The organism is Streptomyces sp. SID5464 (assembly GCF_009862985.1).
Classification (GTDB): Bacteria; Actinomycetota; Actinomycetes; order Streptomycetales; family Streptomycetaceae; genus Streptomyces; species Streptomyces chartreusis_D.
The window spans coordinates 75,560-100,396 of the sequence record NZ_WWIQ01000061.1 but is presented as its reverse complement, the minus strand read 5'-3'; the positions used below and the strand labels follow the sequence as shown (position 1 = coordinate 100,396).

25 protein-coding genes are annotated in these 24,837 nt (G+C 70.4%); 20 read left to right on the top strand and 5 right to left on the bottom strand.

From position 1 onward, the window contains the following. Window positions 1-128: 128 nt before the first annotated feature. Window positions 129-1,547: a sugar porter family MFS transporter gene (locus tag GTY47_RS30965; protein ID WP_010044523.1), complete on the top strand. Its 1,419-nt coding sequence runs from the start codon at window positions 129-131 to the stop codon at window positions 1,545-1,547. Window positions 1,548-1,658: 111 nt separating this feature from the next. On the opposite strand, the gene GTY47_RS41365 is transcribed toward GTY47_RS30965, so the two are convergent. Then, on the bottom strand, window positions 1,659-1,838 hold the full coding sequence (locus tag GTY47_RS41365; protein WP_010044521.1) for a hypothetical protein: 180 nt from the start codon (window positions 1,836-1,838) through the stop codon (window positions 1,659-1,661). A 248-nt stretch (window positions 1,839-2,086) separates the two neighbouring features. Then, on the bottom strand, window positions 2,087-3,058 hold the full coding sequence (locus GTY47_RS30955; protein WP_010044519.1) for an LLM class flavin-dependent oxidoreductase: 972 nt from the start codon (window positions 3,056-3,058) through the stop codon (window positions 2,087-2,089). Window positions 3,059-3,208: 150 nt separating this feature from the next. Between GTY47_RS30955 and ftsY the strand changes: the two genes are divergently transcribed. Next, window positions 3,209-4,408: a signal recognition particle-docking protein FtsY gene (ftsY, locus tag GTY47_RS30950; RefSeq protein WP_010044516.1), complete on the top strand. Its 1,200-nt coding sequence runs from the start codon at window positions 3,209-3,211 to the stop codon at window positions 4,406-4,408. A 113-nt stretch (window positions 4,409-4,521) separates the two neighbouring features. Here ftsY and GTY47_RS30945 read toward each other — a convergent pair whose 3' ends face one another. After that, window positions 4,522-5,187, bottom strand: a complete 666-nt coding sequence (locus GTY47_RS30945; protein WP_010044514.1) for a bifunctional DNA primase/polymerase — start codon at window positions 5,185-5,187, stop codon at window positions 4,522-4,524. Between the two features lie 445 nt (window positions 5,188-5,632). Between GTY47_RS30945 and GTY47_RS30940 the strand changes: the two genes are divergently transcribed. The 5 genes from GTY47_RS30940 (at window position 5,633) to ffh (ending at window position 13,260) form a co-directional block, all read left to right on the top strand. Then, window positions 5,633-7,132 carry a hypothetical protein gene (locus GTY47_RS30940; protein ID WP_010044512.1) on the top strand — a complete coding sequence of 500 codons (1,500 nt, stop codon included), beginning with the start codon at window positions 5,633-5,635 and terminating at the stop codon, window positions 7,130-7,132. 339 nt (window positions 7,133-7,471) lie between these two features. Next, the gene (locus GTY47_RS30935; protein WP_029181502.1) at window positions 7,472-8,815 is read left to right on the top strand and encodes an ammonium transporter; all 1,344 of its coding nucleotides are present in this window, start codon (window positions 7,472-7,474) and stop codon (window positions 8,813-8,815) included. Continuing rightward, a complete protein-coding gene (locus GTY47_RS30930) occupies window positions 8,812-9,150 on the top strand; it encodes a P-II family nitrogen regulator (RefSeq protein ID WP_003993253.1) in 339 nt (112 codons plus the stop codon). Before GTY47_RS30935 ends, GTY47_RS30930 begins: the two co-directional genes overlap by 4 nt. Before the next feature lie 28 nt (window positions 9,151-9,178). Beyond that, window positions 9,179-11,626, top strand: a complete 2,448-nt coding sequence (locus GTY47_RS30925; protein ID WP_010044508.1) for a [protein-PII] uridylyltransferase — start codon at window positions 9,179-9,181, stop codon at window positions 11,624-11,626. A gap of 83 nt (window positions 11,627-11,709) precedes the next feature. Continuing rightward, on the top strand, window positions 11,710-13,260 hold the full coding sequence (gene ffh / locus GTY47_RS30920; RefSeq protein WP_010044506.1) for a signal recognition particle protein: 1,551 nt from the start codon (window positions 11,710-11,712) through the stop codon (window positions 13,258-13,260). A gap of 86 nt (window positions 13,261-13,346) precedes the next feature. Here the strand turns inward: ffh and GTY47_RS30915 are convergent, their stop codons facing one another. Continuing rightward, on the bottom strand, window positions 13,347-13,949 hold the full coding sequence (locus GTY47_RS30915) for a hypothetical protein (RefSeq protein ID WP_010044503.1): 603 nt from the start codon (window positions 13,947-13,949) through the stop codon (window positions 13,347-13,349). Between the two features lie 157 nt (window positions 13,950-14,106). Then, window positions 14,107-14,961 (bottom strand): methyltransferase domain-containing protein, encoded by an 855-nt coding sequence (locus GTY47_RS30910; RefSeq protein ID WP_050810300.1) that lies wholly within the window; start codon window positions 14,959-14,961, stop codon window positions 14,107-14,109. 199 nt (window positions 14,962-15,160) lie between these two features. On the opposite strand from GTY47_RS30910, the gene proS reads away from it, so the two are divergent. The 13 genes from proS to GTY47_RS30845 all read left to right on the top strand — a co-directional run bounded on the left by proS (window position 15,161) and on the right by GTY47_RS30845 (window position 24,785). Continuing rightward, window positions 15,161-16,576, top strand: coding sequence for a proline--tRNA ligase (gene proS / locus GTY47_RS30905; RefSeq protein WP_010044499.1), 1,416 nt, complete (start codon window positions 15,161-15,163; stop codon window positions 16,574-16,576). A gap of 271 nt (window positions 16,577-16,847) precedes the next feature. Further along, window positions 16,848-17,456 carry a hypothetical protein gene (locus tag GTY47_RS30900; protein WP_010044496.1) on the top strand — a complete coding sequence of 203 codons (609 nt, stop codon included), beginning with the start codon at window positions 16,848-16,850 and terminating at the stop codon, window positions 17,454-17,456. Window positions 17,457-17,751: 295 nt separating this feature from the next. Further along, window positions 17,752-18,171 carry a 30S ribosomal protein S16 gene (gene rpsP, locus GTY47_RS30895; RefSeq protein WP_010044494.1) on the top strand — a complete coding sequence of 140 codons (420 nt, stop codon included), beginning with the start codon at window positions 17,752-17,754 and terminating at the stop codon, window positions 18,169-18,171. Window positions 18,172-18,173: 2 nt separating this feature from the next. Next, on the top strand, window positions 18,174-18,413 hold the full coding sequence (locus GTY47_RS30890; RefSeq protein WP_003973401.1) for an RNA-binding protein: 240 nt from the start codon (window positions 18,174-18,176) through the stop codon (window positions 18,411-18,413). A gap of 80 nt (window positions 18,414-18,493) precedes the next feature. After that, the gene (rimM, locus tag GTY47_RS30885) at window positions 18,494-19,054 is read left to right on the top strand and encodes a ribosome maturation factor RimM (protein ID WP_010044489.1); all 561 of its coding nucleotides are present in this window, start codon (window positions 18,494-18,496) and stop codon (window positions 19,052-19,054) included. Further along, a complete protein-coding gene (gene trmD, locus GTY47_RS30880; protein ID WP_010044487.1) occupies window positions 19,054-19,887 on the top strand; it encodes a tRNA (guanosine(37)-N1)-methyltransferase TrmD in 834 nt (277 codons plus the stop codon). The genes rimM and trmD overlap by 1 nt, the downstream gene beginning before the upstream one ends. 135 nt (window positions 19,888-20,022) lie before the next feature. Further along, window positions 20,023-20,373: a 50S ribosomal protein L19 gene (rplS, locus tag GTY47_RS30875; RefSeq protein WP_010044485.1), complete on the top strand. Its 351-nt coding sequence runs from the start codon at window positions 20,023-20,025 to the stop codon at window positions 20,371-20,373. 45 nt (window positions 20,374-20,418) lie between these two features. Next, a complete protein-coding gene (gene lepB / locus GTY47_RS30870) occupies window positions 20,419-21,141 on the top strand; it encodes a signal peptidase I (RefSeq protein WP_010044483.1) in 723 nt (240 codons plus the stop codon). Further along, on the top strand, window positions 21,134-22,225 hold the full coding sequence (lepB, locus tag GTY47_RS30865) for a signal peptidase I (RefSeq protein ID WP_010044481.1): 1,092 nt from the start codon (window positions 21,134-21,136) through the stop codon (window positions 22,223-22,225). The genes lepB (GTY47_RS30870) and lepB (GTY47_RS30865) overlap by 8 nt, the downstream gene beginning before the upstream one ends. Further along, a complete protein-coding gene (lepB, locus tag GTY47_RS30860) occupies window positions 22,113-23,075 on the top strand; it encodes a signal peptidase I (protein ID WP_078602922.1) in 963 nt (320 codons plus the stop codon). The genes lepB (GTY47_RS30865) and lepB (GTY47_RS30860) overlap by 113 nt, the downstream gene beginning before the upstream one ends. 51 nt (window positions 23,076-23,126) lie before the next feature. Continuing rightward, window positions 23,127-23,906, top strand: a complete 780-nt coding sequence (gene lepB, locus GTY47_RS30855) for a signal peptidase I (protein WP_010044478.1) — start codon at window positions 23,127-23,129, stop codon at window positions 23,904-23,906. Beyond that, entirely contained in the window at window positions 23,896-24,420 is a 525-nt protein-coding gene (locus GTY47_RS30850) for an NUDIX hydrolase (protein WP_010044476.1), read from the top strand. Before lepB (GTY47_RS30855) ends, GTY47_RS30850 begins: the two co-directional genes overlap by 11 nt. Window positions 24,421-24,476: 56 nt before the next feature. After that, complete coding sequence (locus tag GTY47_RS30845) at window positions 24,477-24,785, top strand: DUF2469 domain-containing protein (protein WP_003993268.1); 309 nt, start codon at window positions 24,477-24,479, stop codon at window positions 24,783-24,785. Window positions 24,786-24,837: the final 52 nt, after the last annotated feature.

Genomic DNA, 24,837 nt, shown 5'->3' with positions numbered 1-24,837 from the left:
CTGACCTATTGACTTCGAAACTTGAAGGCATAGTCTCGGCAACGTTCCTTTTACCTTCAGGTACCTTCAGGTGGCACCTCGAAGGCTGATTCCCTCCGGCAGCGTTGCCGGTGGCCCGAGGAGTACACGTGACCAGCACAGCGCAGGCACCCAAGTCAGGAGCCAGGGCGGCTCATCCCGAGCATCTCGGGCATGTCGTGTTCATCGCGGCGGCGGCCGCGATGGGCGGTTTCCTCTTCGGCTACGACAGTTCCGTGATCAACGGTGCCGTCGAGGCCATCCGGGACCGCTACGACGTCGGCTCCGCGGCCCTCGCCCAGGTCATCGCCATCGCCCTCATCGGCTGCGCCATCGGCGCCGCGACCGCCGGCCGCATAGCCGACCGCATCGGGCGCATCCGGTGCATGCAGATCGCCGCGGTCCTCTTCACCGTCAGCGCCGTGGGCTCCGCGCTGCCCTTCGCGCTGTGGGACCTCGCCTTCTGGCGCGTCGTCGGCGGCTTCGCCATCGGCATGGCCTCCGTGATCGGCCCGGCCTACATCGCCGAGGTCGCCCCGCCCGCCTACCGCGGCCGGCTCGGCTCCTTCCAGCAGGCCGCGATCGTGATCGGCATCGCCGTGTCGCAGCTGGTCAACTGGGGTGTGCTGAACGCCGCCGACGGCGACCAGCGCGGCAAGCTGATGGGCCTGGAGGCCTGGCAGGTCATGCTGGGCGTCATGGTCGTCCCGGCCGTCCTCTACGGGCTGCTCTCCTTCGCCATCCCCGAGTCCCCGCGCTTCCTCATCTCCGTCGGCAAGCACGAGCGCGCCCGGGAGATCCTCACCGAGGTCGAGGGCAAGGGCGTCGACCTGGACGCCCGTGTCGCCGAGATCGAGGGCGCCATGAAGAGCGAGCACAGGTCGAGCTTCAAGGACCTGCTCGGCGGCGGCTTCTTCTTCAAGCCGATCGTCTGGATCGGCATCGGCCTCTCCGTCTTCCAGCAGTTCGTCGGCATCAACGTCGCGTTCTACTACTCCTCGACGCTGTGGCAGTCGGTCGGTGTCGACCCGACGGACTCGTTCTTCTACTCCTTCACCACGTCGATCATCAACATCGTCGGCACCGTCATCGCGATGATCTTCGTCGACCGCATCGGCCGGCGGCCGCTCGCGATCATCGGCTCGGTCGGCATGGTCGTCGGCCTGGCGCTGGAGGCCTGGGCGTTCTCGTACCACCTGGTCGACGGCAAGCTGCCCGCCACACAGGGCTGGATCGCCCTGATCGCCGCGCACATCTTCGTCCTCTTCTTCGCCCTGTCCTGGGGTGTGGTCGTCTGGGTCTTCCTCGGCGAGATGTTCCCCAACAAGATCCGTGCCGCCGCCCTCGGTGTGGCCGCGGCCGCGCAGTGGATCGCCAACTGGGCCATCACCGCGAGCTTCCCGTCGCTGGCCGACTGGAACCTGTCCGCGACCTACGTGATCTACACGGCGTTCGCCGCGCTCTCCATCCCCTTCGTCCTGAAGTTCGTCAAGGAGACGAAGGGCAAGGCCCTGGAGGAGATGGGCTGAGCCCGTCCCGCACACTCGGGGAGGAGGGCCAAAGTCCCCGCTGCCCCTCTCCCCGTAACCCGCCGCCGCCCCGGTTCGGCCACTGCCCGAGCCGGGGCGGCGGTCCGTCGTTCACCAGATCAGGACGCCGGCACCGCTCACCAGGGCACGACGTGCGGTCGCCTCGATGTTCCGCAGCCGTGAGTCGAGCTGGTCCCGGCGCTCCGCGAGCCCGCGGGGCCGCTCGGTGGTGGCGGTGATCAGATCGAGGTTCGCCCGCAGCAGTGCCACCTCCCGCAGGAACCCGGGCACCTCGTCGGCCTCGACGAACAGGTCGTCCTCGCCAGGACCGGAAGATGACGGGCGCCCATCGAGCGCACCGCCGCCGAACCCACACCGTCCGGCGCCACGCCTCGAAGCCGGCCGAGTCGTCGCACCCTTGCGGGACGTCCAGGACCCGCCACTCGCCGTTCGCGTCGCGCGCGAACACATCCACCGCCAAGGTCATGCGTGCAATGCATCACCGACTGCGGGCGGCGTCCCAGCGGATATCGGGCGCGTCAGCCCGCCAGCCGCGGCAGCACCTGCTCGCAGAACAGGTGCAGACTCCGCCACCCCTCGTCCACCGGCATCCCGCCCGAGAGTGGATGCAGCACGTAGGAGTCCAGGCCCAGCGCCACGCACGCGTCCGGCGTGAGGATCCGGTACACGCCCTCGGCACGCAGCTCCTCCACCGTCGTCGCGGCCGACTTCACCGCGGACCGCACACCGCCCGACTGCCAGGAGGCGTAGGTCCGCGCCTCGTGCAGGAAGTGCTCCCCGTACCGAGCCCAGGCCCGGTCCGGGTCCTCGGCCACGTGCAGCAGCGGTGTCTCGGCGGCCGGCATCATCACCCAGCCCTCGGTGCCGTACTCGGCGAGCCGCTCCTTGTAGTACGCCTCCAGCTCCGGCAGGTGCGCGCTGGGGAAGAAGGGCAGGCCGAGCCGGGCGGCCCGGCGGGCGGCGGCCTTGGAGGAGCCGCCGACCAGGAGCAGGGGGTGCGGTTCGGTGTACGGACGCGGGGTGATGCGCACCGTGCGGCCCCGGTACGGGAAGGGCTCGCCCGTCCACGCCTTCAGCAGCGTCTCCAGCAGCTCGTCCTGGAGCCGCCCGCGCCGGGCGAAGTCCACGCCGAACAGGTCGTACTCCTCGGGCCGGTACCCGATCCCGGCGACCGTCACCAGCCGGCCGCCGCTCAGCAGGTCCAGCACGGCCATCTCCTCGGCGAGCCGCAGGGGGTCGTGCAGCGGGCCGATGACCGCCGAGACCGTGACCGCGACACGCCGGGTCGCGCCGAAGACGGCCCCCGCGAAGGCGAACGGCGACGGCAGCCAGTTGTTGCCGGCCCCGTGGTGCTCCTCCGTCTGCACGGTGGTCACGCCCCGGTCGTCGGCGTACGACGCCATCTCCAGGGCCGCCCGGTAACGGGCGCCGAGCTCGGCGGGGGCGGCCCCGGGAGCGACGAGGTTGAAGCGTACGACCGAGACGGGCATGGGACGTCTCCCTTCACCGGGCGGGTGTCCGGAGGACGTTAGCTGACGGGCCGTCAGAGATCCAGGGGCGTGGAGATCCGGCGGCCGTTGTCCCGGGAGGGCGGCACAAGCCGCGTGCCCCGGGGTCCCATGGCTGATACTGGACGCGTTATGGACATCGTCATCCTTGCTGTAGTCATCGCCGTGGTCGTGCTCGGCGCGCTCGGCGGGCTCGTCGTCGGCAGCCGGCGCAAGAAGCAGCTGCCCCCGCCCCCGCCCGCAGCGCCCGACATCACCGCCCCACCGGCCGAGCCGCACGTCGGCGACGAGGCCGAGACGCCGCGGGAGGAACCGCGGCGCACGATAGAGGAGGTGGATCTCCCGGACGGCTCGGCTCCGGTCGTCGTCGAGGAGCCGCCCGCCGAGGCTCCCGAGATCGAGATCCCGGAGCCCACCGCGGGCCGCCTGGTCCGGCTGCGGGCCCGGCTCTCCCGCTCGCAGAACGCTCTCGGCAAGGGCTTGCTGACCCTGCTGTCGCGCGAGCACCTCGACGAGGACACCTGGGAGGAGATCGAGGACCTCCTGCTCACCGCCGACGTCGGTGTGCAGCCCACCCAGGAACTGGTCGAGCGCCTGCGCGAGCGTGTGAAGGTGCTCGGCACCCGCACCCCCGAGGAACTGCGCACCCTGCTGCGCGAGGAACTGGTCACGCTGGTCGGCCCGGACATGGACCGCGCGGTCAAGACCGAGCCGGAGGACCGCAAGCCCGGCATCGTGATGGTCGTCGGAGTCAACGGCACCGGCAAGACCACCACCACCGGCAAGCTCGCCCGCGTCCTGGTCGCCGACGGCCAGAGCGTCGTGCTCGGCGCCGCCGACACCTTCCGGGCCGCAGCCGCCGACCAGCTCCAGACCTGGGGTGAGCGCGTCGGCGCCCACACGGTGCGCGGACCGGAGGGCGGCGACCCGGCCTCCGTCGCCTTCGACGCGGTCAAGGAGGGCAAGGAGATGGGCGCGAACGTCGTGCTCATCGACACCGCCGGCCGCCTGCACACCAAGACCGGCCTCATGGACGAGCTCGGCAAGGTCAAGCGGGTCGTGGAGAAGCAGGCCCCGGTGGACGAGGTGCTGCTCGTGCTCGACGCCACCACCGGCCAGAACGGTCTGGTCCAGGCCCGGGTCTTCGCCGAGGTCGTCGACATCACCGGCATCGTCCTCACCAAGCTGGACGGCACGGCCAAGGGCGGCATCGTGGTCGCGGTCCAGCGCGAGCTGGGCGTTCCGGTCAAGCTGGTCGGGCTCGGCGAGGGTGCGGACGACCTGGCGCCGTTCGAGCCGGAGGCGTTCGTTGACGCTCTTATCGGAGAGTGAGCTGCGGCAACTGCCCGGCAGCCACATCCGACATTTCGTATGCGACAGCGAAGCGCCCGCTCCGATGCATCGTCGGGGCGGGCGCTTCGCTGTGTACGTCCGTACCGCTGCGGCTAGGCCCGTGAGCGGTGCGCCACGTACGCCAGGGTGCCCAGCACCAGGCGGGCCTCCGGTGGCCTGGACGCCGAGTCCAGGGCGGGGGAGCGCAGCCAGCGCACCGGGCCGAGGCCGCCGCGGTCGGAGGGCGGTGCCGTGATGTGTGTGCCGGGGCCGAGGCCGCGCAGGTCGAGGGCGGCCGGGTCGTCCCAGCCCATGCGGTAGAGCAGGCCGGGCAGGTCGGCGGCGGCGCCGGGGGCGACGAAGAAGTGGGCGCGGCCGTCCGGGGTGGCCGCGACGGGGCCGACGGGCAGGCCCATGCGCTCCAGCCGGGCGAGCGCGCGGCAGCCGGCGGGCTCGGCCACCTCGATGACGTCGAACGCCCGGCCGACCGGCAGCATCACCGAGGCGCCGGGGAACTCGCCCCAGGTCTCGGTCACGTCGTCCAGCGTCGCCCCGGCGGGGATCACCGGCGCGAAGTCCAGCGGATGCGCGCCCGGCGCCGGGCAGTCGCGGCGGCCGCAGGAGCAGGCGCCCGCCGCGGCCCGGGCGCCCGGCACCACGTCCCATCCCCACAGGCCGGTGTACTCGGCCACGGCCGTGCCGTCCGACGTACGGCCGCGGCGGCGGGAGCCGGACCGGATGTCGCGCATGCCCCGGCTGATGCCGATCGTGAAGCCCATGCCCCCTCCAACGGGTCCGACGCACCGGTGGTTACGCTGCGGACGCGAAGCGTGACTCTCAGTTCCCGGCTTCCCGGCGGCGATCGGTTCATTCCGCGCCCGGAAGTGTCCAGGGTGGTGTGCCTGACGACACGCGCCCCTGAGTGCATCGCTGCACCCGCTCCTGGTTGTCCTGTGTCAAGTGAATCGCGGTGACGCGTACGTGAGTTCATTCGAAGGGGTGGCGAATGGTGGCGTTTCCGTGTGGGCCGTGGCTGGACGGGTGATCGTAGGATTACTTTGTGTGCACGAGTCCTGGGGGCACATGCACTCGTGGGTATGCCGGAGGCAAGTCGGTATTCCGTTCGAAGGGTGACAAGGACCGGGCGGGCGGCCGTACGAACCGGCATGCTGATAGGGCTTGGCGCACCAGGCGGCAAGTGGTCTCAGGGATGGGGGCGTTCCAGTGAGCGGCAACGGCGGAAGCGGGACGAACGCTGAAAGCGCGACGCACGCTGACAAGCGCCCGAACGAGCTGCTCACCTCCTGGTTCGTGCGCAGCGGCTGGTCCAAGGGCGAGCTCGCCCGCCAGGTCAACCGCCGGGCACGGCAGTTGGGCGCCAACCACATCTCCACGGACACCTCGCGCGTCCGCCGCTGGCTCGACGGCGAGAACCCCCGCGAGCCGATCCCCCGGATCCTGTCCGAGCTGTTCTCGGAGCGCTTCGGCGTCGTCGTCTCCGTCGAGGACCTGGGGCTGCGCACCGCGCGCCAGTCACCCTCCGCGACCGGCGTCGACCTGCCCTGGACGGGCCCGCAGACGGTGGCCCTGCTCAGCGAGTTCTCGCGCAGCGACCTGATGCTGGCGCGGCGCGGCTTCCTCGGGAGCTCGCTGGTCCTGTCTGCGGGCCCGGCCCTCATCGAGCCCATGCAGCGCTGGCTCGTGCCCTCGCCCCCGGCCCCGCGGTCCGAGCCCGAGCCCGCGGGCGGCGCCTCCGGGCGGGCCCGCGGCCGGCTCTCCAAGCCGGAGCTGGACCTCCTGGAGTCCACGACCGTGATGTTCCGCCAGTGGGACGCCCAGTGCGGCGGCGGCCTGCGCCGCAAAGCGGTCGTCGGCCAGCTGCACGAGGTGACGGACCTCCTCCAGGAGCCCCAGCCCGAGGCCACCACCCGGCGCCTGTTCAAGGTCGCCGCCGAGCTGGCCGAGCTGGCCGGCTGGATGTCGTACGACATCGGACTCCAGCCGACCGCCCAGAAGTACTTCGTCCTCGCGCTGCACGCCGCGAAGGAGGCCGGTGACCGGCCCCTCGGCTCGTACGTGCTGTCCAGCATGAGCCGCCAGATGATCCACCTCGGCCGGCCCGACGACGCGCTGGAACTGATCCACCTCGCGCAGTACGGCAGCCGGGACTGCGCGAGCCCGCGCACCCAGTCGATGCTGTATGCGATGGAGGCCCGTGCCTACGCCAACATGGGCCAGCCCGGCAAGTGCAAGCGGGCGGTCCGGATGGCCGAGGACACCTTCGCCGAGGCCGACGAGTGGGACGAGCCCGACCCCGACTGGATCCGCTTCTTCTCCGAGGCCGAGCTGTACGGCGAGAACTCGCACTCGTACCGCGACCTGGCCTATGTCGCCGGCCGCAGCCCGGCCTACGCCTCGCTGGCCGAGCCCCTGATGAGGCGGGCCGTGGAGCTCTTCGCCGAGGACGGCGAGCACCAGCGGTCGTACGCGCTGAACCTGATCGGCATGGCCACGGTGAACCTCCTGCAGCGTGAGCCCGAGCAGTGCACGGTCTACGCCTCCCAGGCCATGCAGGTCGCCAAGAAGGTCCGCTCCGAGCGGGTCAACACTCGTATCCGAAAGACGGTCGACACGGCCGCACGCGACTTCGGTGACCTCGGCGAGGTCGTCGACCTCACCGAGCGGCTGGCCGCGGAGCTGCCCGAGACGGCCGAGGCGGTCTGAGCCGCCATCCTCTGAACCTGCCCGCACCCCTGAACCCCGGCCGCGGCCGGCCCTCCCGAACTGTCCGACTCGGCTCCCCCATGCCAGGTCATCGGAAGGCCGACCGCGGCCGGACCTGCTTCCTCGCGGAAGATTGCGTCACGATAACGATCGGCGCGCCCACAATCCGGCAGTTCATCGAGGCGTAACACACAGAGCACCTTCGTCACGGCGGCGAAACAACGAGGGGCTTCCACCGAAACCGCGCTGCGCCAATCTCGTGGCGCATAACCGGCCCGCCCCCTCATTCCGCTCGAGGCTTCGCCCGCACGGGGCCGTACCAACGACGAGGAGACGCCGATGGCACCAGCCATCACCCTTGCCGCAGAAGCACCCAAGCTGTCTGCCGCCAACACAGGGTTCATGCTCATCTGTTCCGCCCTGGTGATGCTCATGACCCCGGGTCTGGCCTTCTTCTACGGAGGCATGGTCCGCGTCAAGAGCACCCTGAACATGCTGATGATGAGCTTCATCAGCCTCGGGATCGTCACCATCCTGTGGGTGCTGTTCGGCTTCTCCATGGCGTTCGGCACCGACTCCGGCCACCTCATCGGCTGGAACTCGGACTGGATCGGCCTCAGCGGTGTCGACAAGGGCGAGCTGTGGGGCACGTACAACATCCCGCTCCTCGTCTTCATGGTCTTCCAGCTGATGTTCGCGATCATCACGCCCGCCCTGATCAGCGGTGCCCTCGCGGACCGTGTGAAGTTCTCGGCGTGGGCGCTGTTCATCACGCTGTGGGCCATCGTCGTCTACTTCCCGGTCGCCCACTGGGTCTGGGGCGAGGGCGGCTGGGCCTTCGACATGGGCGTGATCGACTTCGCCGGTGGTACGGCGGTCCACATCAACGCAGGTGCTGCCGCGCTGGGCGTGATCCTCGTCATCGGCAAGCGCGTCGGCTTCAAGCGGGACCCGATGCGCCCGCACAGCCTGCCGCTGGTCATGCTCGGCGCAGGGCTCCTGTGGTTCGGCTGGTTCGGCTTCAACGCCGGCTCCTGGCTCGGCAACGACGACGGCGTCGGCGCGCTGATGTTCGTCAACACGCAGGTCGCCACCGCTGCCGCCATGCTGGCCTGGCTCGCCTACGAGAAGATCCGCCACGGCGCGTTCACCACGCTGGGCGCCGCCTCCGGTGCCGTCGCCGGTCTGGTCGCCATCACCCCGTCCGGTGGTGCGGTCTCCCCGGTCGGCGCGATCGCCGTCGGCGCCATCGCCGGTGTGCTGTGCGCCATGGCCGTCGGCCTGAAGTACAAGTTCGGCTACGACGACTCCCTCGACGTCGTCGGCGTCCACCTGGTCGGCGGTGTCGTCGGCTCCCTGCTGATCGGCTTCTTCGCCAGCGGCAAGGGCCAGTCCGAGGTCGAGGGCCTCTTCTACGGCGGCGGTCTGACCCAGTTCTGGAAGCAGTGCGCCGGTGTCTTCGCGGTGCTCGCCTACTCGCTGATCGTCTCCGCGATCCTCGCCTTCATCCTCGACAAGACCATGGGTATGCGGGTCTCCGAGGACGAGGAGATCGCCGGCATCGACCAGGCCGAGCACGCCGAGACCGCATACGACTTCAGCGGCGCCGGTGGCGGTGCCGCCAAGACCGCCGCCGTCGCGGCCGCCGTGGGCGGCGCCGAGAGCAAGAAGGTGGACGCATGAAGCTCATCACCGCCGTCGTGAAGCCGCACCGGCTCGACGAGATCAAGGAGGCCCTCCAGGCCTTCGGCGTACACGGCCTGACGGTCACCGAGGCCAGCGGCTACGGTCGTCAGCGGGGCCACACCGAGGTCTACCGCGGTGCCGAGTACACCGTCGACCTGGTCCCCAAGATCCGCATCGAGGTCCTGGTCGAGGACGACGACGCCGAGCAGCTGATCGATGTCGTGGTCAAGGCGGCCCGCACCGGCAAGATCGGTGACGGCAAGGTCTGGTCCATCCCGGTCGACACGGCCGTACGGGTCCGGACCGGCGAGCGCGGCCCCGACGCGCTCTGAGGCAGGCAAACAGAACAGGAGTCGCTGGGTGACGGGTACGGATGTGCAGAAGGAAGCAGAGGATTCGGGACCCAGCGGCTACGCGGCGGCCCGGCTGCGTCTCCTCACCGAGGAGGCGCGGTCCGGGCCGCCGCGCCGTGCGGCCCTGGCCGAACTGACGGACGACTGGCTCACCGGCCTGTTCGCCGCCGGCGCGGAAGGGCTGCGCGGGGCCTCCCTGGTCGCCGTCGGCGGCTACGGACGCGGCGAGCTCTCCCCGCGCAGCGACCTCGACCTGCTCCTGCTGCACGACGGCAGCGACACCAAGGCGATCGGCGCCCTCGCCGACCGGCTCTGGTACCCGGTGTGGGACCTGGGCCTGGCCCTCGACCACTCCGTCCGCACGCCCGCCGAGGCCCGCAAGACCGCGGGGGAGGACCTCAAGGTCCAGCTCGGCCTGCTGGACGCCCGGCACATCGCCGGTGACCTCGGCCTCACGGCCGGGCTGCGTACGGCCGTGCTGGCCGACTGGCGCAACCAGGCGCCCAAGCGCCTCCCCGAACTCCAGGAACTGTGCGCCGAACGCGCCGAGCGCCAGGGCGAGCTGCAGTACCTCCTCGAACCCGACCTCAAGGAGGCCCGCGGCGGGCTGCGCGACGCCACCGCCCTGCGCGCCGTCGCCGCCTCCTGGCTCGCCGACGCCCCGCGCGAGGGCCTCGCCGACGCCCGGCGCCGGCTCCTCGACGTACGGGACGCCCTGCACCTGGCAACCGGGCGGGCGACCGACCGGCTCGCGCTCCAGGAGCAGGACCAGGTGGCCGCCGAGGTCGGCCTGCTCGACGCGGACACGCTGCTGCGGCAGGTGTACGAGGCGGCGCGGCTCATCTCGTACGCCAGTGATGTCACCTGGCGCGAGGTGGGGCGCGTACTGCGGTCGCGCGCCGTGCGGCCCCGGCTGCGCGCCATGCTGGGCGGCGGGAAGCCGACCGCCGAGCGTTCTCCGCTGGCCGAAGGCGTGGTGGAGCAGGACGGCGAGGTGGTGCTCGCCCGCGCCGCACGCCCCGAGCGCGACCCCGTGCTGCCGCTGCGCGCCGCGGCCGCCGCCGCGCAGGCAGGACTCCCGCTCTCCCTGCACGCCGTACGCCGCATGGCGGCCACCGTGCGCCCGGTGCCCACGCCCTGGCCCGCCGAGGCCCGCGAACAGCTCGTCACCCTGCTCGGCTCCGGCCGCCCGACCATCGAGGTCTGGGAGGCGCTGGAGGCCGAGGGGCTGATCACCCGGCTGCTGCCCGACTGGGAGCGGGTGCGCTGCCGCCCGCAGCGCAATGCCGTGCACCTGTGGACCGTCGACCGGCACCTCATCGAGACCGCCGTGCGCGCCTCCGAGTTCACCCGCCGGGTCAGCCGCCCCGACCTGCTGCTGGTCGCCGCGCTGCTGCACGACATCGGCAAGGGCTGGCCCGGCGACCACTCGGTGGCCGGCGAGATCATCGCCAAGGACGTGGCCGCCCGCATCGGCTTCGACCGCCACGACGTGGCGGTCGTCGCCACCCTCGTCCGGCACCACCTGCTGCTCGTCGAGACGGCCACCCGGCGTGACCTGGAGGACCCGGCCACCGTGCGCTCGGTCGCCGAGGCCGTGGGCACCCAGGGCACCCTTGAACTGCTGCACGCGCTCACCGAGGCCGACGCCCTGGCCACCGGCCCGGCCGCCTGGTCGTCCTGGCGCGGGTCGCTCGTCGCCGACCTGGTGGAGCGGGTCTCGGCGGTGCTCGCCGGTGACGCCCCGGACGACCCCGAGGACGCCGCGCCGACCGCCGAGCAGGAGCGGCTCGCCATCGAGGCGGTCGCGACGGGCAGCCCGGTCCTCTCCCTGCGGGCACAGACCGAGCCGCCCGCCGGACAGGAACCCTCCGGCGACCCCGAGCCGCTCGGCGTGGAGCTGCTCATCGCCGTACCCGACCAGCCGGGTGTGCTGCCCGCGGTGGCCGGTGTGCTCGCCATGCACCGGCTGACCGTGCGGACGGCGGAGCTGCGGTCCCTGACCCTGCCGGACGGCGTCGACGGCTCCGTCCTGCTGCTGGACTGGCGGGTCGCCGCCGAGTACGGCTCCCTGCCGCAGGCCGCCCGCCTCCGCGCCGATCTGGTGCGGGCACTGGACGGCTCCCTGGACATCGCCGGCCGCCTCGCCGAACGGGACGCGGCCTATCCCCGCCGCCGGGGCGTGGTGGCCCCGCCGCCCCGGGTGTCGGTCCACCCGGCCGCCTCCCGGCTCGCCACCGTCATCGAGGTCCGCTCCCAGGACGCCCCGGGCCTGCTGTTCCGCATCGGCCGCGCCCTGGAGGACGCGAGCGTACTGGTGCGCAGCGCGCACGTCTCGACACTCGGTGCCAACGCCGTCGACGCCTTCTACGTGACCGGTCCGGAGGGCGCGCCGCTGCCCGGCGACGAGGCCGAGTCGGTGGCGCGGAAACTGGAGGAGACACTGCGTGGGTGAGGGCGACCCGGCGACTTGTCACGCCGGGATACCCTGGAGGGCGATTCCCCAGTCTGTCTCCGACCCCGAGGACCGCGAGCGCCGTGTTCGATACTCTTTCCGATCGCCTCTCAGCGACCTTCAAGAACCTGCGCGGCAAGGGACGGCTCTCCGAGGCGGACATCGACGCCACGGCGCGCGAGATCCGGATCGCGCTCCTCGAGGCGGATGTGGCGCTGCCGGTCGTCCGTACGTTCATCAAGAACGTCAAGGAGCGCGCGCTCGGCGCCGAGGTCAGCAGGGCGCTGAACCCGGCCCAGCAGGTACTCAAGATCGTCAACGAGGAACTGGTCACGATCCTCGGCGGCGAGACCCGGCGTCTGCGCTTCGCCAAGCAGCCGCCCACCGTGATCATGCTGGCGGGTCTCCAGGGTGCCGGTAAGACCACCCTCGCCGGCAAGCTCGGCCGCTGGCTGAAGGAGCAGGGCCACTCACCGCTGCTGGTGGCCTGTGACCTCCAGCGCCCGAACGCCGTGAACCAGCTCAGCGTCGTCGCCGAGCGCGCCGGTGTCGCGGTCTACGCCCCGGAGCCGGGCAACGGCGTGGGCGACCCGGTCAAGGTCGCCAAGGACTCGATCGACTTCGCCAAGTCCAAGGTCCACGACATCGTGATCGTGGACACCGCCGGCCGCCTGGGCATCGACCAGGAGATGATGCAGCAGGCCGCGGACATCCGGGACGCGGTCAGCCCCGACGAGATCCTGTTCGTCGTCGACGCGATGATCGGTCAGGACGCCGTCAACACCGCCGAGGCCTTCCGCGACGGCGTCGGGTTCGACGGCGTGGTGCTCTCCAAGCTCGACGGCGACGCCCGCGGTGGTGCGGCCCTGTCGATCCGGCAGATCACCGGCAAGCCGATCATGTTCGCGTCGAACGGCGAGAAGCTCGACGACTTCGACGCCTTCCACCCGGACCGGATGGCCTCCCGCATCCTCGACATGGGTGACCTGCTCACCCTGATCGAGCAGGCGGAGAAGACCTTCGACCAGGCCGAAGCCCAGAAGATGGCCGAGAAGCTGGCCTCCAAGAAGGGCCAGGACTTCACCCTCGACGACTTCCTGGCCCAGATGGAGCAGGTCAGGAAGATGGGCTCCATCTCCAAGCTGCTCGGCATGCTCCCGGGCATGGGCCAGATGAAGGACCAGATCAACAACCTCGACGAGCGGGACGTCGACCGCACGGCCGCCATCATCAAGTCGATGACCCCGGCCGAGCGTCAGGAGCCGACGATCATCAACGGCTCGCGCCGCGCCCGTATCGCCAAGGGCTCCGGCGTCGAGGTCAGCGCGGTGAAGAACCTGGTCGAGCGGTTCTTCGAGGCCCGCAAGATGATGTCCCGCATGGCCCAGGGCGGCGGCATGCCGGGGATGCCCGGGATGCCGGGCATGGGCGGTGGTCCCGGCCGGACGAAGAAGAAGCAGAAGCAGGCCAAGGGCAAGCAGCGCTCCGGCAACCCGATGAAGCGCAAGCAGCAGGAGCAGGAGGCCGCCGCCCGGCGCGCGGCCGCCGCCGAGAGCGGAGGCGCCTTCGGGCTGCCGCAGCAGGGCGGCAAGGACTTCGAACTCCCCGACGAGTTCAAGAAGTTCATGGGCTGACGGCCCGTTCGCCACGGCCGTCCCGTACGGCGCTGAGGGCGCCCCCCTTCGAGAGAGGGGGGCGCCCTCAGCGGGTTGTCGGCCGGTCAGCCGTTCGGGAACTTCCAGATGTACGGCTCGCCGTCCTCCTCGGACCAGTGGACCTCGACGCTCTTGGCGTTCGCCGGGACCACGTACGTCTCGCAGAAGACGTGGCTCTCGCCCTGCTTCCAGCTCTCGACGTCGTACGGGTCCTCGCAGCCCGTCGCGTCCTCGGACGCGCCGATGAGAACGCTGCCGCGCTGCCCGTCGGCGTAGACCGTGGTGCCGTCGTGCACATCGGAGCCGTCGGTGAGGGCGGGGCCGCTCTTGTGCGTGTACTTCACGTGCGCGACGGCCAGCACCTTGCCCTTGACCTTGTCCGGCTCCGAGACGGCCTTGGCTGCCTCCGCCTCGGTGCCCATGTCGACCTTCTGCGCCACGACCTCGTAGGTGACCTCGCCCGGGTCCTCCGCGACCTTGCCCGTGGCGCTCTCGCCGGTCCCCAGCTCGCCGCCGGAAGCCGGCTCCGGCGAAGGAAAGACCTTGGCCTTCTCGGTGTCCGGGCTCTTCGCATCGGCCTTGTCGCCGCCGCCACCGCAGGCGGTGAGCGCCAGAGCGAGGACGGCGACGGGCGCGGCGAGACGCAGCGCGGTCTTGTGGTGCGGCAAAACAGCTCCTGTATGCAGATGTGCAGTTCCCCCGAGCGGCGAACACATTAAGCGTTCATGATCCACTTGGTGGAACCAAAAGCAGCCCATGGTGCTTTCTTCACACCATTCACACCTGCACCGGAGATCTGTTCGTCCCGGAGTCCGGGCGATTTCGTCATGGGGTCCGGGCGATCAGATACCGGAACACGTTCGGCATCCACACCGTCCCGTCCGGCCGCTGGTGCGGATGCAGAGCCTCGGTCAGCTCCTTGTCCACCTGCACCTGGTCCGTCGCCGTGATCGCCGCGTCGAACAGCCCCGTCGACTTCAGCCCGCGCACCGCGCTGTCCACATCGGCGTACCCGAAGGGGCACGCCACCCGCCCGGACCCGTCCGGCCTGAGACCGGCCCGGTGGGCGACGTCCTCCAGGTCGTCGCGGAGGGCGAGGCGCCAGCTGCCCGTGCTGCGCAGCGGCTCCGCCAGCTTGGTGGCGACCCGCAGCACGGACGTCGTGGCGCACCGCTCCGGCGGACCCCAGCCGGCCAGCACCACGGCGGCTCCACGCCCCGCCAGCGGCGTCGCCTCCGCGAGCAGTCCGCCCAGCCCCTCCGAGTCGCCCGCCAGGCACCCGATCGGCTCGAAGGCGGTCACCAGGGTGTACGCGGGAGCGCCCGGCTCCGCGGTGTCCCGGGGCGAGCCTTCGACCAGCCGGTTGCCCGCACGCGCGTGCGTGGCCCCGGCCTCGGGCAGTAGTCGCTCCCGTGCGAGGGCCATTCTTTCGGGGGAAGCGTCGACACCGGTGACCGCCGCTCCCCGGGCGGCGGCCATCAGCAGGGCGAGTCCGGAACCGCAGCCGAGGCCGAGCAGCCGCGTCGCGGGACCCACGTCCAGTCGCTCGTAGACGGCCTCATAGAGCGGTACGAGCATCCGCTCCTGGATCTCGGACCAGTCACGCGCGCGTGCACGCAGGTCCACGCGGGGTGCGGACCCCGCGTGAGGCAGGTGCTGCCGCACGAGCGTAGGTGTCATAAGTAAGCGCCCCAATCCGCCGAGAGTTGCCTCTTGCCCGATTCCATGGCCCCCGTGACAGTGCGCTCGCACTACCCCCGTATGCCAGGAAACTCCCCGCTCGACCTGTCGTCCAGTGGAATGCGGCCCGGCATATGAGTTGTCATGTGCCTATGGCGAGATTTCACATTCCGGCAACGCGGGCCCGTACCATCTCGCCATGACCAAGGCACCCGTTCTCACCCCCCAGGCGGACGATTTCCCGCGCTGGTACCAGGACTTGATCACCAAGGCGGAGCTCGCCGACAACGGTCCGGTGCGCGGCACCATGGTCATCCGACCGTACGGGTACGGGCTGTGGGAGCGGATGCAGGGCGAGATGGACGCCCGCATCAAGGAGACGGGCACCCAGAACGCGTACTTCCCCCTGCTGATCCCGCAGTCGTACCTGACCAGGGAGGCGGACCACGTCGAGGGCTTCGCGCCCGAGCTGGCCGTGGTCACGCACGGCGGCGGCAAGGAACTCGAAGAGCCCGCCGTGGTCCGGCCCACCTCCGAGATGATCATCAACGACTACTTCTCGAAGTGGGTCCAGAGCTACCGCGACCTACCGCTGCTCATCAACCAGTGGGCGAATGTCGTGCGCTGGGAGCTGCGGCCCCGCCTGTTCCTGCGCACCACCGAGTTCCTCTGGCAGGAGGGCCACACCGCGCACGCCACGTACGAGGAGGCGCGCGATTTCGCCGCGCACATTCACCGGAGGGTCTACGCGGACTTCATGGTGAACGTCCTGGCCATGGACGTCGTCCCCGGCCGCAAGACCGTCAAGGAGCGGTTCGCCGGCGCCATCAACACCCTCACGCTCGAAGGCATGATGGGCGACGGCAAGGCCCTCCAGATGGCCACCAGCCACGAACTGGGCCAGAACTTCGCCAAGGCCTTCAACACGCAGTACCTGTCCAAGGACGGCAAGCAGGAGCTGGTCTGGCAGACCTCCTGGGGTTCCACCACCCGCATGATCGGCGCCCTGGTGATGATGCACGGCGACGACAACGGCATGCGCGTCCCGCCGCGGCTGGCACAGATCCAGGCCGTGGTGCTCGCGATCAAGGGCGACGAGGCGGTTCTGGCCAAGGTCCACGAGCTCGGCGACCGGCTGAAGGCGGCCGGGGTCCGTGTCCACGTGGACGACCGCACCGACACCCCCTTCGGCCGCCGCGCCGTCGACTGGGAGCTCAAGGGCGTGCCGGTCCGGATCGAGATCGGCCCCCGCGACCTGGAGAACGGCACCGCGATGCTGGCCCGCCGCATCCCGGGCGGCAAGGAGCCGGTCTCCCTGGACGCCCTGGTGTCGCTGCTGCCGGAGGTCCTCGAAGAAGACCAGGCCCTGCTGCTGACGCAGTCCCGGGAGCGCCGGGAGTCCCGTACCACCGAGGTCTCGACGATCGACGAGGCCGTCGAGGTCACGGGCGCCGGCGGCTGGGCGCGCATCCCGTGGGCGGTGCTCGGCGAGGAGGGCGAAGCGAAGCTGGCCGATCACGCGGTGACCGTACGGTGTCTGGTTGCCGAGGACGGGTCGGTGCCGGACGCCGACGACGCACCCGGTAACGTCGCGGTCGTCGCACGCGCTTACTGAGTGAGGCGCACGCGCTCACCGGGTGAGGCGCAAGGCGACCGAAACGCCTCTGGCGTAACCGCGGGACCCTCGCATCCCCGGCGCGCGGACAGCGTCTACGCGCCGGGGTACGCGGAGCTACGCACCACCTTGTGGTGAGCTGTGAGACTTCTCCACAGATCAGCGCACCCGCCCTCGTCGGGACGCATCAGAGGCAACTGACGGGTACGTGCAAATTATTTGGGATGCCCCGGAATCGGAACACTGGGGCACCCCGGCTCGTTGTCATTACGTGAGCACGACACAGACACCACCTGTTCTCGCCGCAGAGCTGGCACAGGCGTGGGCCGACATTCAGCGGTACCACCCCGAGCTGCCCGACCTTGCCGCGCCAGAGTCCCTGATCGGGGAGTCGTCGTCCGCGTGCGGTCACGAGCTCTCCTTCGAGCGACTGCTCCATGAGGCAGTCCATGGCATCGCCGCCGCCCGCGGCGTCCGCGACACCTCCCGTGCCGGCCGCTACCACAACCGCAGATTCCTCGCGATCGCCGAGGAACTGGGCCTGGACCACCCCGAGGAACCGCACCCCAGCAGCGGCTTCTCCCTGGTCACGCTCACCCCCGAGGCGAAGCGCCGCTACCGCCCGACGATGGAGCGCCTCCAGCGCGCCCTGAAGGCCCACACGGCCGCGACCTCCTCCGACACCTCCCGCACCTTCCGGGGCCCGGCCGCCCGGCACGGCTCCTCCGGCGGCGGCGTCCGCGTCAAGGCGGTCTGCGACTGCGGCCGTAACGTACGCGTCGTGCCGTCGGTCCTCGCCCAGGCGCCTATCGTCTGCGGCGGCTGCGGCAAGCCGTTCCGGATCCCGGACGTGGTGGGAGCGGGAGCGGTGGCCGGCTGACCGTCCATCACCGGCATCTCGTGGCTGCCGGTCGGGACAGTACGCACCACCGCCGGGCAGGGCACCCGACGTACTTCACCTCCACGCCGGGTGCCCCTTCAGCCTGCCCGCGCAGCGGCGAACCCCGCCGTCAAAGCAGCCCGGCGGGGTGTGGCACAATGGCTAGCTGTACTCGACAGCCGCACAGGACCCCTCTCTCCTCCGGCTGACGCGTCCATCGGGCACTCGGGTACCGCAACCCCACGCGGCCATCTCGCCGTGCCCAACCACGTCAAATCCAGGAGAACCCACTCCCGTGGCAGTCAAGATCAAGCTGAAGCGTCTGGGCAAGATCCGTTCGCCTCACTACCGCATCGTCGTCGCCGACTCCCGTACCCGTCGTGACGGTCGTGCGATCGAGGAGATCGGCAAGTACCACCCGACGTACAACCCGTCGGTGATCGAGGTCGACGCCGAGCGTGTGGCGTACTGGCTCGGTGTCGGCGCCCAGCCGACCGAGCCCGTGATGGCCATCCTCAAGAAGACCGGCGACTGGCAGAAGTTCAAGGGCGAGCCCGCCCCGGCTCCGCTGCTGACGCAGCCCGAGAAGGCCGCGCGCCCGTCGTTCGAGGCCATCGGCGGTGACGACGAGGGCAAGGGTGAGGCGATCACCCAGAAGAAGAAGGCTGAGAAGAAGGACGAGGCCGCCGCTGAGTCCGCTTCGACCGAGGCCTGAGCATGCTCGAGGAGGCTCTCGAGCACCTCGTGAAGGGCATCGTCGACAACCCTGACGATGTGCAGGTCGCCTCGCGCAACCTGCGCCGCGGTCGCGTGCTCGAGGTCCGGGTCCACCCGGACGACCTGGGCAAGGTGATCGGCCGCAACGGCCGCACCGCACGCGCCCTGCGCACCGTCGTGGGCGCCATCGGCGGTCGCGGTGTCCGCGTCGACCTCGTCGACGTGGACCACGTCCGCTGACGCTTATCGCAACCGGCTCGGGCCGGGGAGGGCCACTGGGCCGTCCCCGGCCCGCAGTCGTATGACAGGAGAATGGACACGTGCAGCTGGTAGTCGCACGGATCGGCCGTGCCCATGGCATCAAGGGCGAGGTCACCGTCGAGGTGCGGACCGACGAGCCTGAGCTCAGGCTCGCCCCCGGCACCGTACTCGCCACCGATCCCGCCGCCGCGGGACCGCTCACCATCGAGACGGGCCGCGTCCACAGCGGCCGTCTCCTGCTGCGCTTCGAGGGCGTCGGCGACCGCACCGGCGCCGAGGCCCTGCGCAACACCCTCCTGATCGCCGAGATCGACCCGGAGGAACTGCCCGAGGGCGAGGACGAGTACTACGACCACCAGCTCATCGACCTCGACGTGGTCACCGCGGACGGCACGGAGGTCGGCCGGATCACGGAGATCTCGCACCTGCCCACGCAGGACCTCTTCATCGTGGAGCGCCCCGACGGCAGCGAGGTGATGATCCCCTTCGTCGAGGAGATCGTCAGCGAGATCGACCTGGCGGAGCAGAAGGCCGTCATCACCCCGCCGCCGGGCCTGATCGACGACCGCGCGGAGATCGCCTCCAGCCGGGAAGACACGCCCAGCGGGGAAGAGTCGTAATGCGCCTCGACGTCGTCACGATCTTCCCCGAGTACCTGGAACCGCTGAACGTCTCCCTCGTCGGCAAGGCACGCGCGCGGGGACAGCTGAACGTGCACGTGCACGACCTGCGGTCCTGGACCCACGACCGTCACAACACCGTCGACGACACCCCCTACGGCGGCGGCCCCGGCATGGTCATGAAGACCGAGCCCTGGGGAGAGGCGCTGGACTCCGTCCTGGCCGACGGCTACGAGGCCGGCTCCCACGAGCCCGCCCTCATCGTGCCCACGCCCAGCGGTCGCCCCTTCACCCAGGAGCTCGCCGTCCACCTCTCCGAGCGCCCCTGGCTGATCTTCACGCCGGCCCGGTACGAGGGCATCGACCGGCGCGTCGTCGACGAGTACGCGACGCGGATGCCGGTGTACGAGGTGTCCATCGGCGACTACGTCCTGGCCGGCGGCGAGGCGGCCGTCCTGGTCGTCACGGAGGCCGTGGCGCGGCTGCTGCCCGGCGTCCTGGGCAATGCCGAGTCCCACCGGGACGACTCCTTCGCGCCCGGCGCCATGGCGAGCCTGCTGGAGGGCCCCGTCTACACCAAGCCGCCCGAGTGGCGGGGCCGGGACATCCCCGACGTGCTGCTCAGCGGCCACCACGGCAAGATCGCCCGCTGGCGGCGGGACGAGGCCCTGAAACGCACGACGGCCCACCGGCCCGACCTCATCGAGCGGTGCGACCCCAAGGCCTTCGACAAGAAGGACCGCGAGATGCTGTCCATCCTGGGCTGGGAACCGGACCCCGCGGGGGAGCCGTACGGCCGATTTTGGCGCAGGACCGACGGCGTGGAAGAATAGCCAGCTGTTGTGCGTCCGTCCGGCGTGCGCCCCTGCCACAGGGGGAGACGACGCCCGTCCCGACGAGCACAGCCCAGATCCGAAACACCTAGTTTCCGTTGATGACCTGTGGCATCAGCGAAGAAAGCAGACGAAATGTCTCACCTGCTCGACACTGTCGACTCCGCGTCGCTGCGCAGCGACGTCCCCGCCTTCCGCCCGGGCGACACGGTCAACGTGCACGTCCGCGTCATCGAGGGCAACCGCTCCCGTGTGCAGCAGTTCAAGGGTGTGGTGATCCGCCGACAGGGTGCCGGCGTGCGCGAGACCTTCACGGTCCGCAAGGTCTCCTTCTCCGTCGGCGTCGAGCGCACCTTCCCGGTGCACACCCCGATCGTGGAGAAGATCGAGCTCGTCACCAAGGGTGACGTCCGCCGCGCCAAGCTGTACTACCTGCGCGAGCTGCGCGGCAAGGCCGCGAAGATCAAGGAGAAGCGCGAGAACTGAGCGCTCTGAGGAGTTCACACCGGGGCCGGATAGCATCTGGCTCCGATGGACACCGAAGCTCAGCCGACGGAGCGCGACCGCTCCTCCCGCCCTTCCGACTCCGAGGACACCTCGGAACCCGGAGGGCCGGAGGAACGGTCGCGTTTCGCGTTGTCGCGTGTCACCGAGTGGGTCCCGGGCGGCCGGATCACTCTGACGCTGCTGGCCTGCCTGCTCTTCCTGCTGGTGCTCAGCACATTCGTGCTGCGGCCGTTCCAGATCCCCAGCGGATCCATGGAACAGGGATTGAGGATCGGGGACCGGGTTCTCGTAAATAAGTTGGCATACCGTTTCGGTGCCGAGCCGCAGCGGGGAGACATCGTCGTGTTCGACGGGACCGGGTACTTCGGGCACGCGGACTACATCAAACGCGTTGTCGGCGTGGGGGGAGACCACGTTGTCTGCTGCGACAAGGAGGGGAGGATCCAGGTGAACGGCCGGCCGGTCGACGAGTCGGGCTTCCTCTATCCCGGCGACAGCCCCTCCACCGTGCCTTTCGACGTCGTCGTGCCCGCCGGCACCCTGTTCGTCCTCGGAGACCACCGCGGCGACTCCAGCGACTCCCGTGACCACCTCGGATCGCCGGGCGGCGGCATGGTCCCGGTCGACGAGGTGATCGGCCGCGCCGACTGGATCGTCTGGCCCTTCGGCCACGCCACCCGGCTGCACCGCCCCGACGCCTACGCGCACGTGCCCGCTGCCGCCGGAGGGGCGGGCGCCCATGGGTAACCGCGGCAAACCGCGCGGCGCCCCCGCCAGCCCCGCGGACAACCTGCTGCCCACCGGTGCCCGGCGCGCCGCCAGCCCGTCCGGCGGCCGTACGCGCGCCGAGCGGCGCAAGCTCCAGAAGAAGGTCAAGCGGCGCCGCAGGCGCGGTGCCGTCAAGGAGATACCGCTCCTCGTGGGCGTCGCCGTCCTCATAGCGCTCGTGCTGAAGACGTTCCTCGTCCAGGCCTTCGTCATCCCGTCCGGCTCCATGGAGCAGACGATCCAGATCGGCGACCGCGTCCTGGTCGACAAGCTCACCCCGTGGTTCGGCTCCAAGCCGCAGCGCGGGGACGTCGTCGTCTTCAAGGACCCCGGCGGCTGGCTCCGGGACGAGCAGACCACGCCGCAGAAGGACGACCCGGTCGTCATCAAGCAGGTCAAGGAAGGGCTCACCTTCATCGGCCTGCTGCCGTCCGACAACGAGAAGGACCTCATCAAGCGGGTCGTCGGCGTCGGCGGAGACCGCGTCAAGTGCTGCGACACCCAAGGGCGGGTGACCGTCAACGGCATCCCGCTGAACGAGGACTACCTCTACCCCGGCAACGCCCCGTCCGACACGCCGTTCGACATCACGGTCCCCCCGGGCCGGCTGTGGGTGATGGGCGACCACCGGAACAACTCCGCGGACTCCCGCGCCCACCAGGACACCGACTACGGCGGCACGGTCTCCGAGGAGGAGGTCGTCGGCCGCGCCATGGTCATCGCCTGGCCCTTCGGGCACTGGAGCACCCTGGAGGAACCGAACACGTACGCCTCCGTGTCCGACTCGGCCACCGGGTCGACCGCTGCCGCCGAACTGTCGCATAGGGTTGCCTCCGACGATTCGAACGGAACGATCCAGCTCCCGACCCCTGCGGAACTCCCGCTCGTTATGGGAGTGGTGGGCCTGCGTCGTGTATGGGGCAGGCGGCGGCACAGAGTGAGGAGTTGGCGTGGGGGATGTGGCGGTTGGCGCACGGTCCGGACACGACGGCGAGGAGCACCGCGGACGCCCCGCGCAATCCGCCGTCCCGGCCGCGAACAGCGCCGTGACCTCCGGGAATGACTCCGGGGCAGCCGAGGACGACAGGGTGACAGGCGAGCACAGCACAGCCGAGGGCGAAGGGCCGGGAGGCACGGCCCGGACGCCGAAGAAGCAACGCTCCTTCTGGAAGGAGCTGCCCATCCTGATCGGCATCGCGCTGGTGCTCGCGTTGCTGATCAAGACCTTCCTGGTGCAGGCGTTCTCCATCCCGTCCGACTCGATGCAGAACACCCTCCAGCAGGGCGACCGCGTCCTGGTCGACAAGCTGACCCCCTGGTTTGGCTCCGAGCCCGAGCGCGGCGAGGTCGTGGTCTTCCACGACCCGGACAACTGGCTGGCGGGCGAGCCGACCGCGGATCCGAACGCCCTGCAGACGTTCCTCAGCTGGATCGGCCTCATGCCGTCCGCGGAGGAGAAGGACCTCATCAAGCGGGTCGTCGGCGTCGGCGGCGACACGGTCGAGTGCAAGGGCACGGGCCCGCTGACGGTCAACGGCAAGGCGCTGGACGAGCGGTCCTACGTCTACGCGGGCAACACGCCGTGCAGCGTCGACGACCAGGGCGGTCAATTCAAGGTAAAGGTTCCCAAGGGCTACATCTGGGTCATGGGTGACCACCGGCAGAACTCCCGGGACTCCCGCTACAACCAGTCGGACGAGCACCACGGCATGGTCCCGGTGAAGGACGTCGTCGGCCGGGCCATCGTCATCGCCTGGCCGATCAACCGCTGGGACACCCTGCCCGTGCCGGACACCTTCGACCAGGCGGGCCTGGGCGCCCAGCCGGCCGCTGCCGGTCCGGCGGTGGCGCCGCAGGGACTGGCGCTGCTGGGTGTGGTGCCGGTGGTGCTGTGGCGCCGCAGGAAGCAGTGATCCCGACGGTGGGCTGACCCCGGTCGGTACCCCCGGGTAGGGTGCGGACCCATGGGTGGCGAGAGCATGACGCACACGGCCCCGCGCAGCGGTGGCACAGGCTCGGGCCCGGTGGGCAGCCGGACCGGACAGCGGTTGTCCGGGCTGGCCGTCGCACTGGGCCTTGTGCTGTTCCTCGGGGGTTTCGCCTGGGGAGCGGTGGTCTACCGGCCGTACACGGTGCCCACCAGTTCGATGACGCCGACGATCGACGCGGGCGACCGGATCCTGGCGCAGCGCGTCGACGGTGGCGAGGTGCGCCGCGGTGACGTCGTCGTCTTCAAGGACGCCACCTGGGCCAACGCCCCGATGGTCAAGCGCGTGGTCGCCGTCGGCGGCGACACGGTCTCCTGCTGCCAGGACGGCAAGCTGAAGGTCAACGGCAAGGAGATCGACGAGACGTACCTGCCCAAGGGCACACCGGCGGAGATGAGCAACTTCCCGACCGTGACCGTCCCCAAGGGCCGTCTCTTCCTCCTCGGTGACGAGCGTGGCAACTCCGTGGACTCCACCGCCCACCTGACCGACGCCGCCAGCGGCACGGTGGCGCGCTCCGCCGTGGACGCCCGCGTCGACTCCGTCGTCTGGCCGATGAAGGGCATGCTGGAGCGCCCCACCGGCTTCGAGGCGCTCGGCAGCCTGTCCTCGCCCGGACCGCTGCGGACGATCACCGCCCTGGTGATCGCCGGCGCCGTGCTCGTCCTGGGCGGCGGCGCCTACGGTCCCGTCGCCAAGCGCACGGGCGCGTCCCGGGCCCGGCGGGCGAGCGCGGAGCCCGCAGGTGTCCGCTGAGGCCGCGGGGGCGGGCCAGGACACCTACGAGGGCGGGCTGCGCAAGGTGGCCCGGGTCGTGCTGCTCGACCCGCAGGACCGCATCCTGCTGCTGCACGGGCACGAGCCGGACGATCCGGCCGACGACTGGTGGTTCACCCCCGGCGGCGGTGTGGAGGGCGAGGAGACCCGTGAAGAGGCCGCCCTGCGGGAACTCGCGGAGGAGACGGGCATCACCGAGGTCGAACTCGGCCCGGTGCTGTGGCGGCGGATGTGCTCCTTCCCGTTCGCGGGCCGCCGCTGGGACCAGGACGAGTGGTACTTCCTGGCTCGGACGGACCGTACGGCCATCGAGGCCTTGGGGCTGACCGAGTTGGAGCGGCGCAGTGTCGCCGGAGCGCGCTGGTGGACGTGTCCGGAACTTTGCCGGGCACATGAGACGGTGTATCCGACCAGACTCGCCGGGCTGCTGCGCACGCTGCTCGACGAAGGTCCCCCGGCCAGGCCCGTGATCCTTGACCCGGAAATCGTCTAGGGGCGCACGGGACTGGCGCACAATGGTGGGATCGCACGGCTGAAGGGGAACATGCCATGAGCGCCGAGGACCTCGAGAAGTACGAGACCGAGATGGAGCTGAAGCTCTACCGGGAGTACCGCGATGTCGTCGGTCTGTTCAAATACGTGATCGAGACCGAGCGGCGCTTCTACCTGACCAACGACTACGAGATGCAGGTGCACTCGGTCCAGGGTGAGGTTTTCTTCGAGGTGTCCATGGCGGACGCCTGGGTGTGGGACATGTACCGGCCGGCGCGGTTCGTGAAGCAGGTCCGGGTCCTCACGTTCAAGGATGTGAACATCGAGGAGCTGAACAAGAGCGATCTCGAACTGCCGAGCGGGTGACGCTCACCCACGAGGGTGATGGAGTTGTCCACAGTCGCTGAGCCGTCCACCA